The organism is Peribacillus sp. TH27, from assembly GCF_016650915.1.
Lineage (GTDB): Bacteria > Bacillota > Bacilli > Bacillales > DSM-1321 > Peribacillus > Peribacillus butanolivorans.
The window spans coordinates 4,027,975-4,044,662 of record NZ_JAEKEV010000002.1; the positions used below are offsets into that span (position 1 = coordinate 4,027,975).

Below are 16,688 nucleotides of genomic sequence, written 5' to 3' on the forward strand. Positions count from 1 at the left end.
AAAGAGAGTGATTTAATGTATAAAGCGTACTGGCTTACTAACGTTACACTTGATAGCGGATATGTATTTGAGAATGAAAGAATTGATGGAACAAAGACTGCCCTATACAATATCTTTATAAATGACGGGATCATTAAGGAAATTCAATTGGCTAATGTTCCTTTGCAAACTCATTTACCAGTTCAAGACGCAAGAAATTTACTTGCACTTCCTGCTTTTAAAGAAATGCATAACCATCTTGACAAGACCTATTTAGGACTGCCATGGAAATCATGCATTCCGGTTCCGAATTTAATGGAGCGCTTAAACTTAGAAGCGGTGGAGCTCGCTGAACTCGCCGAAACAGGACAACACCGAGCTGAGCAGATGCTTCATCTTCTGTTAAAAGGTGGCGCCACACATGTCAGAACTCATGTTAATATTGACCCATACATTGGTTTGAAGAATTTAGAAGAAATTCAGAAAGCACTAGAGAGTTTTAATGGGAAAATGACACACGAGATAGTGGCTTTTCCCCAACATGGGCTGCTAAGAACAAATTCAACTGCATTAATGAGACAGGCGATGAAAGAAGGAGCGTCCTTAGTGGGAGGCTTAGATCCTGGTGGAGTTGATAATAATATAGAAGCTTCACTATATGAAATGGTGGATTTAGCTGTTGAGTTTGATGCAGATATTGATATCCATATACATGATCCAGGTCATCTTGGATTTTATACAATCAAGAAACTGGCTTCTTTAATCGAAGAAGCAGGGTGGAAAAACAGAGTGGCTGTTAGTCATGCATTTGCAATTGGGGATGTCCCAATTGAAGAATCAAATGATCTGGCTAGTATTTTATCAAACTTAGGAATAGCCATCATGTCTACTGTTCCGATAAACCGGGTAATTCCCCCCATTGATTTACTTCATGAAAAGGGTGTACACGTAGCTCTTGGATGTGATGGTTTTTATGACTCATGGTCTCCATTCGGTACAGGAGATATGCTTGAAAAGGCAGGTAGATTAGCTGAGAGGTACAACTGGAAGGATGAGTATGCATTGACTCAATCCCTCCAATTCATTACGGGCGGGGTTAAGACACTAGACGATGAAGGAAATCGTTTATGGCCGAATGTTGGAGATGATGCAAGTATGGTATTAGTAGATGCATCATGCTCTGCCGAGGCAGTTGCTAGAAGATCAAGGCGTGCTGCGGTTATCGTCAATGGAAATTTGGTTTACGGTGGATTCAACTGTGAATCTGCTTTGAAGGCAAATTGAATGTCTATTACAAGAAGGGATGAATGGCATGAATACAATCTTTTGGTTAAAGAATGCACGTTTAGAATGTGGTTACCAAAAAGAGAATGAAAGAGTTACAGGCACAATAACTGGGCTATTTCATCTGTTAATAGAGGATGGAAGGATCACGAAGATTGTCAAAGATGGGGAGCCCATTTCTAATGATGTACCGGTGGAAGATGCAAAAGGATTGCTAGTGCTTCCTTCCTTTATTGAAAAGCATGTACATCTTGATAAGACCCTGATGGGAGATGTATGGAGAGCATGTACCCCTTCTTCAAGTGTCACTGAACGCTTTGAAAATGAAAAAAAAGTGCTTCCTACTATTGCAACCAGCACACGTAATCGTGCTGAATCTTTACTGGAAATACTTTTAGCTTCTGGCTCTACTCATGTACGGACTCATGTTGATATTTACCCAGAAGTAAGATTGCAAAACCTAGAGCAAGTGCAACAGGCACTAGAAACCTATTCTAATAGACTCAGTTCAGAAATAGTCGCATTTGCGCAGCACGGATTGTTGCGATCAGGTTCTACAAAGCTTGTCAGAGAGGCATTGCGAAATGGAGCAGGAATAGTAGGGGCAGTCGATCCAGCCACAATCGATAACAATATTGAAGCCTCATTAGTACAATTAATAGATTTAGCAGTGGAAGCAAATGCTGATGTTGATCTGCATTTACATGACCCTGGTCACCTGGGAACGTTTACTATGAAACGGCTAGCGGCTCTTACTAAGGAAGCGGGCTGGGAAGGCAGAGTAGCTGTAAGCCATGCATTCGGTATAGGAGATGTTTCGAAAGAAGAAGCCTATGAGCTTGCTGATATTTTAAGGGATGCAGGGATTTCCATCGTTACAAGTGTACCTATTAACAGACAAATGCCTCCGGTTGATTTGTTACATGAAAGAGGGGTTGAGGTATCAGTAGGGAACGATAATATCTTTGATTTATGGTCACCTCTAGGAAATGGTGATATTCTAGAAAGAGCTGGACGGCTAGCAGAACGTTTCAAGTGGGTTGATGAAGTCTCGCTATCCCAAACACTCAGGTATATAACTGGCGGCAAAACCCCGTTAGATAAAGATGGTAACCAGGTATGGCCAAAAGTAGGGGATGCTGCTAGCTTGGTGTTAATTGATGCCAGCTGTTCTGCTGAAGCAGTTGCAAGGCGCTCTGAGCGTAAAGCGGTATTTTACAAGGGAAATATAGTTTCCGGTTCACTATATCTACAAAATCAATCAATTAACGTGTAATGCTAACCCAAAAAAAGGATCTCTGGACACGTCCGGATTTCCTTTTTCGTTTTGGTTAATGAAAGACAAAGAAAGCAGGCTGCTTAACATGATCCGGTCTTATTTACTATTGCTTATTTGTGTAATATGCTGGGGAAGTAATTTTGTTTTTGGGGCTATACTAGTCAAGGACTTCCCTCCTATGCTGCTTTCAGCAACAAGGTTATTATTTATCCTTATCTTTATTGCCTTATACGCACTAAAGAAGAAGAAATGGAATTCGATTCAAAAAAAGGACTGGTTAACAATGATTCTACTAGGATTCATTGGAACGTTTATCAATCAATGGTCCTTTTATGCAGCTCTAGAAACAGCTCATCCGACAACTTCGGCATTAATACTTGCCCTCGCCCCTATTACTACAGCCCTTTTGGCTGCAGTTTTTCTGAGGGAAAGATTAACAAAGAGATTTTTATTAGGATCAATCGTTGCATTGGCAGGTGTTTTTTTAGTTATTGCAAGTGGTGGAACGCTCCATCTTTCAATTGGCCTAATTTGGATATTTCTTACGATGCTTTCTTTTTCCATATCCATTATCATGATTAGGAAGCTTACTGAGAGAAACCATTCCATTACTATAACTCTTTATTCCAACTTAATTGGATTTGGCGGTCTGTTGCCCATTGCTCTATTATCCGAGTCGCCCCAACAAATGAGCAGGGAGCCGTGGCCTTGGGTCCTTTTAATAGCAACCGCTATCATTATGCATGGAATTTGCACTTTAATCTGGAATAATCAAATTCAGATTGTAGGAGCATCTAAAGCATCGATGTTTCTTAACTTAGAGCCCTTTGTTGCCATGTTGGTCGGGTTGGTCGTGCTGAAAAATAGCGTCACACCATCACAACTATTCGGTGCGCTATTAATAATCATTGGTGTTGTCCTTTCAACTGCCTTTAAGGGGAAAAGAGTTATGGAGGAAGCCAGATATTCGCAAGAAGCTTAGAAAGTATCGTGTTCAAAGTTCAAAGGAGATGGAAACAATGCAAAGCTTGAGATCAACTGTGACTCTATTTTCTTCTTTTCAATGGCTGTTTTTTATTTTTGCAAATACCGTAGTAGTGCCCATTTCAATCGGAGCTGCCTTTCATCTTCCCTCTGATGTTACGGAAATGACCATGAGAAGCTCGCTTATTTTCACAGGGGTTGCTTGTGTTATACAGGGTTGGAAGGGACATAAGTATCCAATTATGGAAGGGCACTCTGGTCTATTGTGGGGAGTGATGTTGAATTTGGGATTATCTGCACCATCACTAGGGCTCGGTTATGCCGAAATAGGAGGCGGTATAGCTACAGGACTAATTGCAGCTGGTGTCGTGACCCTAATTATTTCTGCCTTTAACCTGATTTCTTATGTCCAGAAGATTTTCACCCCCATGGTCATGACCGTTTACTTATTCCTTCTGACATTTCAGCTCATTTTCGTCTTTTTTAAAGGGATGCTGGGAATTACAGAGGAAGGGGAAATTAACATCCCGGTCAGTTTCCTATCATTAGGAATTGTCATTTTAGTAAGTATATTAAAGTTAAAAGGATCCAGAAATATTAGCAATTTCTCTATTTTGATCGGAATTATCGTGGGTTGGATTTTTTACTCGTTACTATTTCCAAATGCTGGTTCTGAAATGGGATCAACAAGTGTCTCTTTTTCATTTTTCCCTTTAGGTGTTCCAAACCTGGAATTCGGTATAATAGCGATTTCTTTTTTTGCAGGATTACTGAATTTGTGTAACACATTTGCTTCCATTCAAGCCGCATCCGAGCTAATGGGAGATGATGCTAGCCACAAGCAATATAGAAATTCTTTATTTATGACTGGTGGTTTTACCATTTTCGCTCCGGTACTGGGCCTTGTTCCGTATACGCCTTTTACCTCATCCATCGGATTTTTGCAAAGTACTCAAATCTATGAGCGGAGGCCTTTTCTAATTGGAGGCATGTTGTTGACCATAATTGGACTCATTCCTCCTTTTATCTCTTTCCTGGCCACCATGCCAATAACCGTCGGGAACGCTGTATTGTTTGTTGCTTACCTTCAACTGTTTGGAACGGCTTTTAATAGCGTCAAGGGTCAGCATTTTACTTCAGACACGATATTTAGGCTTGCAGTACCTGTATTGATTGGAGTGAGTTTGATGAACATCTTGCCCAACGCATTTGCGAACGTTCCCATGCTTTTACAGCCCTTTTTAACAAATGGGCTCATAATGGGAGTATTAATATCGATAGTGTTAGAAAAATCGGTAAACTGGAAGCGTTATGAACAACTACAGAACTAATTGGAATACTTGTAAGACAAATAATTAAAGAATTACATATGCATGAAAACCAGAAGGGTGTTGGGGAACCTTCTGGTTTTTTTTTGATTGTGTTTAAGTTTAAGGTTTAACAATTTTATCATTTCCCGCCAGAAGACTCCCTCTTCAAGCGTGTGAAGGGCGAGAGCCCAACGGCCAATGATGCCAACAGAATGGGTACACGCCATGTTAAAACCGTGGAATTTCTTTGATCGTACTCCAACATTAGATTTACCAAAAGAAAATTCAAAATGATTAAATAAAGTCCTTGCATAAGTTAGTGCAAGGGCTTTATTTTGGTCCGAAGCGAAATTGTTTTCATACATAAATTGTTTTGAGTACCATCATTATTCATAGATGAAAAGGATATTGAGATTCTATGTTTCTAACTTGCACCAGAGCGGTTTTTGAGTTGATAAGCTAAGTCCCTACTCTAGGCTTGCTAACTTAGTCCCAGTTTTTTTAGCTTTGTCTCTAAGTTTTCATTTGTACTAAGCCACATATTAATAAAGTGATTATCCCTGTTTCCTCTTGAACCGTTTTATAAAGATTCAATAAAAATAGGCTTTTGAATCAGTAACAATCCCCATTCCCCTTACATATTTTGTTGGAGGGAGTACACGACGTGGATTCCCAGACTATCTCGGTCCGATATTCTTTCCTGTTATTAAGCACTAACTTATTAATATAATAAACGGAGGTTATATAAATGTATGAGTTTCAAAATCAACTTCAAATGTTGAATGTTGACGATTTTCAGGTAAGCCAGCCAATTCTTTGGGATCAAAACCAGTTCCAGCAACCGTATTCTACGGATGATTCTCGACTCATTGGTTTCGGTTTTGGTTGTTTTGGATGTCTTGGTTGCTTTATTGGGGGCTGTGGAGGGTTCGGTCGTTGTGGAGGTTGTGGAGGTTTTGGTCGTTGCGGAGGTTGTGGTCGCTGCGGAGGTTGCGGTCGTTGCGGTCGTTAAGAGTTCAGGTTTTCTAAAGAGAAGGAGATGTCCCTGCATTAATGTTGCAGGGACTTTTCTTTATAAGATTAGACATAAGAGACAAATTGTCATACATAGGATTAAAGTGAAGTGCTGAAGCAGAACTAGAAAAGCTTCGGGTTAGGAGGACCGGAATGGAAAATATGACCCCTTCTATGCGTCTGAAAGTGAAAAGGGACACGTTTTTTCTCCCTGAACCAAACAGAGGTGTGTATTTCAGGAATAACATAAGTTCGTTCCGTATGGAGGGCAGTACGATTGTTCCGTGGATTGAAAAGCTATTACCGATGTTCAATGGGGACCATACATTGAGTGAATTGACTGAAGGATTGCCAGGTCCGTACCGAAATCGAGTGTTCGAAATTGCAGAGGTTTTATATAAAAACGGGTTTGTTCGGGATGTAAGTCAAGATCGACCGCATGAACTGTCGGAACAGGTTCTTAAAAAGTATGATTCTCAAATAGAGTTTTTGGACAGTTTTGGGGGTTCGGGCAAATACCGTTTTCAAGGCTTTCGCCAAGAAAAAGTATTGGCTATTGGTTCTGGTCCCTTTTTTATTTCGTTGGTTTCCGCATTAATGGAATCTGGATTACCCACATTCCATGTTTTCATTACAGACTCGGTACCAACTGATAGACAGCGGTTGAAGGAGCTCGTGGCACATGCACGGAAGACAGACTCCGATGTAGCCGTAGATGAGGTCCAGCAGGAGAGAGAGGGCGGTTCTTCTTGGCAAGAGATTATACAGCCGTTTGATTCGATATTGTATGTGTCACAAGAAGGTGCTGTAGAGGAATTACAAGAACTTCATTCGGTTTGTAGGCAAGAGAAAAAAATGTTTCTCCCTGCAATAAGTCTAAATCAAGTAGGATTGGCAGGCCCGCTGGTGAATCCGGATTCTATTGCGTGTTGGGAGTCTTCATGGCGTCGAATACACGAGTCTGTACTGAGTAAAAATCAGCATGTCTCCGCCTTTTCATCCACAGCAGGAGCGATGTTGGCCAATGTGATGGTATTTGAATTTTTTAAAGAAACGACAGAAGTGAACGAATCGAGGCAAAATAATCAATTCTACCTGCTTAATATGGAAACATTGGAGGGAAGCTGGCATTCGTTCATGCCTCACCCGCTGGTGATTGGAAATATGGCAGCAAAATGGGTTCAGGATTTCGGTCAGCGTCTCGAACAGAAATTGGGAAGCGATGAGCAGGGGAAATTATTTTTGGGTTTCAGCAGATTGACATCGGTACAGTCAGGAATTTTCCATCGTTGGGATGAGGGAGATCTTAAGCAGCTGCCGCTGGCTCAATGCCAAGTTCAGGTGGCTGATCCATTGTCAGAGGGACCATGCGAGCTGCAGCCAGAAATAATCTGTTCCGATTTGACGCATGAAGAAGCAAGGAGGGAAGCGGGCCTTGTAGGGATTGAAGCGTATGTGTCCCCAACAGTCAAACAGCTTGTAACGACTTTATCGCCGTTCCAGGGAGTTGAGAAAGTGCAGGGGTTTGTCGGTATTGGTGCAGGGGAAACGTTCGCGGAATGCATGTGCCGAGGATTGCAAAGGTGTTTAGATGATGAGTTAAACAAGCAGCCATTCAATCAAGAGAATATCGTTGCCAAGGTGCAGTTGGACGCGGTAGAAGATGAACGCTGCCGGTATTTCTTGCAGGCACTGACAACGCTGCAAGGTGAACCAATCATTGGCTTAGGAGAGGAAGTATCCGGTTTCCCTGTGGTATGGGTCTTTTCGGGTGATGACTGGTCTGGTTCTGTCGGTTTGAATATAACAATGGCATTGCGAAATGCGTTACAGCAGGCCGTTACGAAAGCCCAAAATCAAACAGTTTGCCCCACAACGGAAGAGGTAGAAGGTTCACGCTTGCTTCAGGAAGGCAAAGCGCCGCTAAAGCTTGTGATTCCTGCGTACGAGGTGACAGCGCATTCTGAGGTTTTTCAGTCTGCCATGCAAGTTTTGGAAAGGAATAAAAAGCGAATCTGTGTTTTCGAACTAGAGTTGGAATCGTTTCTGAAAGAAGAACTGGCAGGGGTGTTTGGAGTGTTGTTGCGAGAGGAGGAATCAGGGTGAAAGCTGACGTATTGGTTGTCGGAGAAGGAGTGTTGGCTGACCATGTTTATGGAGACCTGTCCGGCCAATACCAGGTCACTCACCAAACCGATTTCGAGGCAGGAATACCGCAAACGACTGCTATGGTTCTGGTGTTACTAGATGCTTGGAATCCTATTGCCCATCAAAAGGCAGAAGAGATGTTACGGCCAACGGGCATTCCTTGGCTGCGGGGCTTCGTTTCATTTGGAGAAGGAATAATTGGTCCGCTGGTACGCCCGGACACTCAGGGGTGTTCTCAGTGTGCAGATTTAAGGCATCTCATGGCAGGACGTGATCGTAAAGAGATGTGGGAAATTCGCAAGCAGTTACAAGAAAAAGGAGGAATACAGCGTGATGTGGCGGCATCACGTACAGGACTTATGCAGATGGCTCACCTGATAGGCGCCGAGGTAGGGAGGGTAATGAAAGGTGATCACCCTCATTCGGAAGGAAGGGTTGCATTAATCAACCTGATAACACTGAATAGTTCATGGCATTCTTTTTTACCTGATCCGCTGTGTGCAGTTTGCAGCGAATTGCCTGAAGACTCGCCGGAACTGGCCCGTATTTCATTACAATCAAGTCCGAAAATCAGTCCCGACAGTTACCGCTGTCGTTCTATGGAGGATTTGAGTAAAGTATTAGCCAAAGATTATTTGGACCACCGCATGGGATTTTTGAATAATAAAATGTATGATCTTGTGCCTCCATTTGCTGATGTAAGTGTTAATCTGCCTTTGTTCATTGGAGATGAGGGAGCTGCAGGGCGGACTCTCTCATACGCCGTAAGTGAGATGACGGCTATATTGGAGGGCTTGGAAAGGTATTGTGGAATGGATCCCCGTGGCAAACGGACAGTAATCCATGACAGCTATCGTAATTTGAAAGATCATGCACTTAATCCTACCAAGGTAGGCGTACACGCCAAGGAACAATATGCAAAGTCTGATTTTCCGTTTCCACCGTTTAATCCTGATCGCTCAATAGATTGGGTATGGGGCCATTCATTTCTGCAGGAGCGTCCGATCCTTGTTCCGGAGTTACTTTCTTATTACAGCTTAGGCTGCGGGGAAGGATTTGTTTATGAAACCTCCAATGGCTGCGCTTTAGGTGGAAGTTTGGAGGAGGCCATTTTCTACGGCATTATGGAAGTGGTGGAGCGTGATTCGTTTCTGTTGACTTGGTACGCGCAGTTGTCTCTCCCGCGTCTTGACCCTTATTCTGCAAATGACAAAGAACTGGAGTTGATGATTGACCGGGCAAGGGCTGCGGCGGGATATGATATTTATTTGTATAATTCGACAATGGAACACGGCATTCCAAGCGTATGGGCGATGGCGAAAAACAGGAAGCAAAAAGGCTTGAATATCATATGTGCGGCCGGAGCTCATCTTGATCCGATAAGGGCGGTGAAAAGCGCAGTTTTCGAGTTGGCTGGCATGATGCTGACTCTTGACGAGAAAATGGAGGAGGACCAAGAGGAGATTGAAAAAATGCTGCATGATTCCTCGCTGGTGCAGAAGATGGATGATCATGGCATGCTGTATGGCTTGCCACAAGCTGAAGAACGCTTGCAGTTCTTATTGGATGATAATCGTCCATTGAGAACATTTGATGAGGAATTCAAGCAAAAGGCGAAGCATTCAGATTTGACTGATGATTTGCAAGATATTCTTCAAGAATTTCGCCGATTGAAACTTGAGGTGATTGTGGTAGATCAGACGACTCCGGAAATCAAACGAAACGGATTACATTGCGTAAAGGTGCTGATTCCAGGAATGCTGCCGATGACATTCGGACATCATCTTACCCGTACAACTGGGCTGGAGAGGGTATTGAAGGTTCCAATGGAACTCGGATATGCAAAACAACCGCTGAAACTTGAACAGCTCAACCCACATCCGCACCCGTTTCCATAAGCGGTGACTAGGAGGCAGGAGGATGAGTCTAGACACATTTCTTCACAATCTACATTTTGACGTTGAGAAGGCAAGTCCACCAGATTGGGTGGTGGATTGGAATGATGCACCGCTTACGTATAAGCTCTACCGTGATAGACCGGTGTTTCCTTTATCCATGGAGATGCCGCTGACGCTTGAAGAAGGGGCAACGCCTTCGAACCCTGATTGCGATAGAATCGGTCATTTTCTCTGGTATGTATTCGGACTTACACAAGTAAGTCAGACTTTGGGTTCTGCAGATCAGGCGGATCTCATGCAATCCTTTCGGCGTTTTGCTCCTTCAGGAGGAGCGTTGTATCCAAACGAATTATACGTGTATTTGAAGATGGAGGAGTTGCCTGCAGGTGTGTACCATTATGATGTGGCACATCATCGATTGGTGTTGTTGCGCGAAGGAAATTTTGATGAATATTTAGAACAGGCTCTTGGGAATCGGTGTGACATCTCATCCTGTTTTGGCACTGTTTTTGTGTCGACCATGTTTTGGAAAAATTTCTATAAATACAATAATTTTTCATACCGTCTGCAAGGATTGGATGCTGGAGTGCTGATTGGACAGTTGCTAGAAGTGGCAAAACGGTTTGGCTTTACATCCATGGTATACTTCCAATTTTTAGATCGTGCCATCAATCATTTGCTTGGGTTATCCGAAGAAGAAGAGAGCACGTATGCGGTGATTCCTTTATCTGTGGAACCGATTCACTCGTTTGCAAATGTAGGCAACACAGGCGGGCTTGTCTCTTCAAAAGAATTATACAGGGAATTGACAACGATTCAGTGTAATCACTATGTTCGGTCACTGACGATTAAAGAGTATCCGATGTTAACCAAAATGAATGCAGCATCCATGATGGAGTCATCAGAGTCGTTTCGACCAATGAAAGCAATGAAAGGTAGGAATTGTGAGGGAATCGAGATCGCTCTGTCCTCTACGAAGCGATTGTCGTATGATTTGGCTTCGGTTAGCCGAAAGCGATTTTCACCGGAAATGGATTTCGTTTTGGGAAAGGTAAGTCAAACACAACTAGCCACACTTCTTCAGGAGGCGACGGCTTCCTTTTCCTATCGAAATGATTTGGATGAAACAGATACAAAGCAAAATCCGCGTGTTTCCTTGTATGGCTGTTTATATAATATAGAAGACATACCTGATGGAGCTTATCAATATGACAGCATGGATCATGTGTTACGTCAGATACAGCCCGGAGATCATCGGATTCCGTTGCAATACGGAATGTCGCTGGATAATGTGAATTTGCAGCAAATACCGCTCTGCCTTCATGTAGCGGGTAATAAGGATCACTACAAACCGGAACTAGGCTATAGAGGATATCGAATCCAGCAAATGGAAGCAGGTATGCTCGTACAACGATTACTTATAGCGGCTTCAGCACTCGGGATGAATGGTCACCCCCTACTCGGATTTGATGTGAACGTGTGTGATGAAATTTACAAGATGGAAAATCACCTAGGAAAAACAAGCCTCATCCAAATTCCAATCGGTCCCTATCGACAGCGCCCATGGCTGAAAGGAAGTTTGCGTAGTTAATAGAATGTATCATTCTTAATAAGCTAAAGCCTCCATTCCCCTATAAGGAATAGAGGCCGTTTTTATTTTAGCAGAGAATTCCAATGAGTTTGAAAAAATGGATGAAACTCACCAAATGTTGTGAACCTCTATCCCAATCGTGCAATAATCTTGATAGAGGATTATACTGACATAAATGGTTTTTCCACTTAAGGGAATAAATAAGGATTTAGTACGCTTTTAACTAAACGATTTTAAAGGGTGTAGCTTATGGAATGGAGAACGGATAGAAAATCCAAGGAGCCTTTATATAAACAAATAGCCGGTTATATTGAGAGTGGTATTGCTGATGGAACATTTTTACTAGATAAGCCGTTACCTTCTGAGCGCTTCTTGGCACATGAACTTGGGGTTAACAGAAGTACAGTTGTAGCAGCTTATGATGAATTGGAAGCAAATGGGTTAGTTGAACGAAAAAAAGGAAGCGGAACAATGATCAGCAAGGATATATGGGGAATCAACAGAAAACGTATGCCTAGTTGGAATAGATATATCGAAGCTGGTTCATTTTTACCCAATTTGCCGGTAACCCAAAGAATACGTAAAGAGACGGAAGGGCATAACCTTATAAACTTAGCTAGTGGGGAGTTATCAGAAGACTTATTTCCAGTCCAATCCTTACGTGAGATCATTTCGAATAGGTCTTTTATTGGTAGCTTAGGTTATGATCATCCTCAGGGCAATGCGGTTTTAAGGGACACCATTACCAATCATGTTAAACAGTATAGGAGAATTGACACGAATCCATCCTCCATACTAATTACTTCTGGTGCACAACAAGCTATATATCTCGTTATCCAATGCTTGTTAAAGCCAGGAGATGCCGTTGTATTGGAAAATCCTTCATACAGTTACAACCTTCCCATTTTTCAATCCGCAGGACTAAGAACTTTTCTATTACCAGTTGATAAGGATGGCATCAACCCAGAGGATTTACTAGCACTCCACAAAAAACATCGAATCAGGATGATTTTTTTGAACCCTGTTTTTCAAAACCCAACAGGAACTGTACTTCATATCAACCGTCGTAAAAGGATTCTAGAGATTTCATCCGAATATGGAATACCGGTTATAGAAGATGATCCTTATAGTTTAACTTCCTTTTCTGGGGAGGAAATCTCTACTCTTAAATCGATGGACAACAACGGAAATGTTTTATATATAAGCTCTTTGTCAAAAATTGTTGCTTCTGGTTTAAGAATTGGCTGGATAATAGGACCGAAACCAGTAATAGAGAGACTGTCTGATGCTAAGCAACAGGTTGACTTCGGTCATGGCTCATTCACTCAATGGATAGCAAACGATTTTCTTGATTCAGATCATTTCCCAACTCATATTACCTACTTAAGAGAACAGCTAGAAAAAAGAAGGGATGCAATAGTATCGAGCCTCCAACAATTTCTAAAAAACAAAGTTGATTATTATTCGCCAAACGGTGGTATTCATTTGTGGTGTAAGTTGAAAGTACAATTAAACGAAATACAATTACTAGAGGAGTCTATCAAAAGAGGAGTCATTTACGTTCCCGGTTCAACATTGGGAACAAACAAGGAATATATTCGATTTACCTTTGCGAGAGAAAACGAGGAGTCCATTCAAGAAGGGATCAAAAGATTTGCAGATGCTGTAAGGAGCTTATAGCTGTATGCTCAAATATTCTCGAGTGAATCATGACAAAGTCATGATTCTTTTTTTTGTCTTTTCAAAGAAGCGAGTTAGGTTAGAGGTGCCACAAGACGTGGTATCTTAGCCGTTCCTTCAAAGGTTCTTTTCCCTTTTTATGTATATTAATAAAAGAGTTCAACAAGTGGAGGGTGGAAATATTACAAGATTGGATGGTCATAAAATCGGTCGTTCTTTTATTATAGAGAAGTAGGGCTCATTCTAATACATTTACACCGTAAAAACTAAGAGTAGTCTACCTAGACAATTTAATTTTGGTATGTAAATTATTTCATATTCATATACACTGAATGTTTTGTGTTATTTTTAAAGGCTCAAATTTTAAAGAAAATAAAAAAAGGTATTGTTGCACTTTAGAAGAGGAGGTACAAGGATGGAGAACAAAGAGAATGTCCGAGTAGCTGTTGTTCAGGCTGCTTCCGTCATAATGGATAAAAAGGCAAGTGTGAAAAAAGCCATTGATCTTATTCACGAGGCTGCAAGTAAAGGAGCCAATATAGTCGTTTTCCCGGAAGCGTTCATCCCTGCGTATCCAAGAGGGCTTTCATTCGGAACAAAAATTGGCAGCCGTTCTCAATCAGGAAGAGAGGATTGGTATCGTTATTGGGATAATTCTATACTTGTACCAGGGGAAGAAACGAATTTATTATGTTCAGCTGCTCGTAAAGCTAATATTTATCTTGTTATTGGAGTAATAGAAAGGGATTCTGAGAATAGCGGTGGAACTCTCTATTGCACAGTGTTTTTTATTGGGCCGGACGGATTGATTTTAGGAAAACATCGTAAACTTAAACCTACGGCCTCAGAAAGAATTGTATGGGGCGAAGGAGATGGTAGCACTTTACCTGTTTTTGATACTCCATATGGAAAGATTGGGGCGCTTATTTGTTGGGAAAATTATATGCCATTAGCAAGGAGCGCCATGTATGCACAGGGCATACAACTTTATATTGCTCCAACAGCCGATTCAAGGGACTCCTGGCAATCTACTATTCGTCATATTGCTATGGAAGGAAGGTGCTTTGTTTTGTCATGTAATCAATACGTAACAAAGGATATGTATCCCAAGGACTTGGCCTGCTATGATGAATTAGAGACTTCCCCTATTGAAATGTGCCGGGGAGGAAGCGCAATTATTAATCCTTTTGGTGAATATGTCTCTGAACCAGTGTATGGTGAAGAAGCAATACTAATTAGTGATTTGAACCTTAAACAAAGAGCATACAGCCAATTTGACTTTGATCCAGTTGGTCATTACAGCAGACCTGATATATTTACGTTACACATCAATAATGAGAATCAGAATAATGTTAAATGGTTAAAGGATATAAATACTAATAATATTGGAGGCGTATGATGATGATGATTAGTGTAATATTAGTAGTAGCCATTAGTTTAGTTGCCTTAGTTAGTACCATTTCATTAATGGGGAAGAGTGATAGTAATTATTCTTCAGCTACAAAAGGGAATTTGTTGAATCTTAGTTATATTTATATTGGTCTTGCACTAGTATTAACTGTAGGCATCTTCTACTTCATAATAAAATTAGCTTGAATTATTGTTTAAGGTATACCATAAATAAGTATCTTTATAAATGTTTAAAGCATTTCTAAAGTAATCATAAAAATAATCAAATCTTGAGGTTTATAATTCATTTATGGCTAAGATTTGGATTAATAGCATGAAGCAGAGGTTAACTAATTTGTATTTTTTCTAAAAAAATAAAGTGGATGGTCAAAATACCACCCAAGTGGATGGTTTAATTTCATCCAATTTTATTATGATAGAATTATCAACTTAAAACCAACTTACTGTTGCTGATTATTGACAGAATGGAGATGAAAAGACGGGAGAAAAATATAGGCTTAATTGTATAAAGGGCATGTTTGTTCGAGTGATGTACATGACACTAACTATTTGTGAGTATTTGTGAATTAGTTCACAAATGTGACAAAATTGTGAACTTAACTTACTGGTCTCTAGTTTAAGTACAACGTTTCACCAAAAGTGAAACGTTAATAGAGCGGTCATTTCTAAGAAAAACTGTCCGCTCCTTGGATATAACAATTAATTTATAACGTAGCGGAGATGATGAAATATGACATTGCCTATTTTGATTTTAACAATTCTCTTAGCCTTGTTAAAAATATTAGTTACTTGTCTTCCAACCGATGCAGTGAATTGGATTATCAGCAAATTTAAGCTGCATTCAGAACTTAGTGACGCGAATGCCATCGTAACCATTGACGGAAAACGCTTGGAAGGTGAAGACAAGATTCAAGTTATTAATTATTTTAACAAAGCGATATTTTTGAAAAAAAATCATATATTTCCAGGGAACGAGCAATTATTTTTGCATCCAGAGAACGGTGGGACTCCATTAATCATTGATACTAAAAGAGGCAAAACGGATGTTAGATTATTTGTGTACATTTACAACGACCACGTGGATGTAGTCAAACAGTACAAGAAGAAATTAATTGCGTATAGTCTGCTTTCCGATAGCCTCCAAGAACGTTCTATGCCAGTAATAAGGGATATAGTTTAAAAGGAACTGCACCCCAATTGTTAGACACCGTCTAACAATTGGAGGTGTAGTTTTTTTATGACAAAGTATTCATTTTTTTAAAATTAAAAGCTGTTTTTGCTTATTTAGAAGGAACGGAGTCAACTCCAGTATTATGAATAGTATCGATGACCTTCTGTCAGGTTTAGCTAACAAAAACATGCTGAAAACTTACAGCCCTATGATACATATCACTAACAACTACAATTGCCCTGTTTTCTGCAATTTTTAAAGCTGTAGTTGTATGGATGTTATAGGGGGATTCGCTATGATTAAGGCTGAAATCCACATTTTGGGTGATTATACTGATATATAGTTGTAAATAAAATCACAAAAATATCCAAATGATTTTTAGTATAATTCGGGTATTGGTGGGTAAATGTTATTTTTCTGAAGAAAAAACATTTTTTTTATTGAAAATCCGAATATTATCTTGTGTAATTCACAAAAAGTATATATAATTACCTCAAACAACAGGTTTGGCAGGTGATAGTCATCTTACCGATAAACTCTAACGAAACGAAGAAATTGCTTTCTCATATGTATAATGAGGTATCGAAGGAATTGTTCGGCTTTGGTACGACGTTGCTAAAGGTTACTGTTGAGCTGAATGTGATTACATTTCAGGCCAAACATCGACGTGCCCCACGCTCTGAAGCTTTAGAGGGAGAAGTTCCTAGCCTAAAGCAGGAGGTTGATTTTCATATGTCACTGCTTTATAAAAAGAAATTAAGAAAAAAGTTAGAAACGCAAACGGATTGGGATATTGAAGCCGTCCTAAGAGATTATGACTCAGCGACGCAACGGGCATTTACCAATATTGTATTGAAAGAAAAATAATATAAATAATATAAATGGATTTCCACTTCGGATTTATCTGGAGGGAACGCCACAAAAGAACCAAATGATAGGT

The 16,688-nt window shown here is 40.6% G+C and carries 13 protein-coding genes; all 13 read left to right on the forward strand.

Features of this window, described 5'->3' with window-relative positions; genetic code table 11:
* Positions 1-15: 15 nt before the first annotated feature.
* Positions 16-1,263, forward strand: a complete 1,248-nt coding sequence (locus JFU24_RS20830) for an amidohydrolase (protein WP_201250385.1) — start codon at positions 16-18, stop codon at positions 1,261-1,263.
* Between the two features lie 28 nt (positions 1,264-1,291).
* On the forward strand, positions 1,292-2,539 hold the full coding sequence (locus JFU24_RS20835; RefSeq protein WP_201186723.1) for an amidohydrolase: 1,248 nt from the start codon (positions 1,292-1,294) through the stop codon (positions 2,537-2,539).
* 88 nt (positions 2,540-2,627) lie between these two features.
* A complete protein-coding gene (locus JFU24_RS20840) occupies positions 2,628-3,524 on the forward strand; it encodes a DMT family transporter (RefSeq protein ID WP_201250386.1) in 897 nt (298 codons plus the stop codon).
* Between the two features lie 37 nt (positions 3,525-3,561).
* Complete coding sequence (locus tag JFU24_RS20845) at positions 3,562-4,857, forward strand: uracil/xanthine transporter (protein ID WP_201250387.1); 1,296 nt, start codon at positions 3,562-3,564, stop codon at positions 4,855-4,857.
* A gap of 727 nt (positions 4,858-5,584) precedes the next feature.
* Positions 5,585-5,848, forward strand: coding sequence for a heterocycloanthracin/sonorensin family bacteriocin (locus JFU24_RS20855; RefSeq protein ID WP_201186717.1), 264 nt, complete (start codon positions 5,585-5,587; stop codon positions 5,846-5,848).
* Between the two features lie 155 nt (positions 5,849-6,003).
* Entirely contained in the window at positions 6,004-7,956 is a 1,953-nt protein-coding gene (locus JFU24_RS20860; RefSeq protein WP_201250388.1) for a putative thiazole-containing bacteriocin maturation protein, read from the forward strand.
* Positions 7,953-9,896, forward strand: a complete 1,944-nt coding sequence (locus tag JFU24_RS20865) for a TOMM precursor leader peptide-binding protein (protein ID WP_201250389.1) — start codon at positions 7,953-7,955, stop codon at positions 9,894-9,896. Before JFU24_RS20860 ends, JFU24_RS20865 begins: the two co-directional genes overlap by 4 nt.
* A gap of 22 nt (positions 9,897-9,918) precedes the next feature.
* A complete protein-coding gene (locus tag JFU24_RS20870; RefSeq protein WP_201250390.1) occupies positions 9,919-11,487 on the forward strand; it encodes a SagB family peptide dehydrogenase in 1,569 nt (522 codons plus the stop codon).
* Between the two features lie 249 nt (positions 11,488-11,736).
* Positions 11,737-13,167 carry a MocR-like pyridoxine biosynthesis transcription factor PdxR gene (pdxR, locus tag JFU24_RS20875; protein WP_201223023.1) on the forward strand — a complete coding sequence of 477 codons (1,431 nt, stop codon included), beginning with the start codon at positions 11,737-11,739 and terminating at the stop codon, positions 13,165-13,167.
* 415 nt (positions 13,168-13,582) lie between these two features.
* Positions 13,583-14,566 (forward strand): carbon-nitrogen hydrolase family protein, encoded by a 984-nt coding sequence (locus JFU24_RS20880; RefSeq protein WP_201250391.1) that lies wholly within the window; start codon positions 13,583-13,585, stop codon positions 14,564-14,566.
* A 2-nt stretch (positions 14,567-14,568) separates the two neighbouring features.
* Entirely contained in the window at positions 14,569-14,763 is a 195-nt protein-coding gene (locus JFU24_RS20885) for a hypothetical protein (protein WP_201223025.1), read from the forward strand.
* Between the two features lie 544 nt (positions 14,764-15,307).
* Positions 15,308-15,757, forward strand: a complete 450-nt coding sequence (locus tag JFU24_RS20890; RefSeq protein ID WP_201223027.1) for a YfmQ family protein — start codon at positions 15,308-15,310, stop codon at positions 15,755-15,757.
* Between the two features lie 558 nt (positions 15,758-16,315).
* On the forward strand, positions 16,316-16,615 hold the full coding sequence (locus tag JFU24_RS20895; protein WP_207203262.1) for a DUF2294 domain-containing protein: 300 nt from the start codon (positions 16,316-16,318) through the stop codon (positions 16,613-16,615).
* Positions 16,616-16,688: the final 73 nt, after the last annotated feature.

Excerpts from the sequence above, each read along its gene's own strand:
- JFU24_RS20830 (WP_201250385.1), top strand. The coding sequence starts at position 16 with ATGTATAAAGCGTACTGGCTTACTAACGTTACACTTGATAGCGGATAT.
- JFU24_RS20835 (WP_201186723.1), top strand. The coding sequence starts at position 1,292 with ATGAATACAATCTTTTGGTTAAAGAATGCACGTTTAGAATGTGGTTAC.
- JFU24_RS20840 (WP_201250386.1), top strand. The coding sequence starts at position 2,628 with ATGATCCGGTCTTATTTACTATTGCTTATTTGTGTAATATGCTGGGGA.
- JFU24_RS20845 (WP_201250387.1), top strand. The coding sequence starts at position 3,562 with ATGCAAAGCTTGAGATCAACTGTGACTCTATTTTCTTCTTTTCAATGG.
- JFU24_RS20855 (WP_201186717.1), top strand. The coding sequence starts at position 5,585 with ATGTATGAGTTTCAAAATCAACTTCAAATGTTGAATGTTGACGATTTT.
- JFU24_RS20860 (WP_201250388.1), top strand. The coding sequence starts at position 6,004 with ATGGAAAATATGACCCCTTCTATGCGTCTGAAAGTGAAAAGGGACACG.
- JFU24_RS20870 (WP_201250390.1), top strand. The coding sequence starts at position 9,919 with ATGAGTCTAGACACATTTCTTCACAATCTACATTTTGACGTTGAGAAG.
- pdxR (WP_201223023.1), top strand. The coding sequence starts at position 11,737 with ATGGAATGGAGAACGGATAGAAAATCCAAGGAGCCTTTATATAAACAA.
- JFU24_RS20880 (WP_201250391.1), top strand. The coding sequence starts at position 13,583 with ATGGAGAACAAAGAGAATGTCCGAGTAGCTGTTGTTCAGGCTGCTTCC.
- JFU24_RS20885 (WP_201223025.1), top strand. The coding sequence starts at position 14,569 with ATGATGATTAGTGTAATATTAGTAGTAGCCATTAGTTTAGTTGCCTTA.
- JFU24_RS20890 (WP_201223027.1), top strand. The coding sequence starts at position 15,308 with ATGACATTGCCTATTTTGATTTTAACAATTCTCTTAGCCTTGTTAAAA.
- JFU24_RS20895 (WP_207203262.1), top strand. The coding sequence starts at position 16,316 with ATGTATAATGAGGTATCGAAGGAATTGTTCGGCTTTGGTACGACGTTG.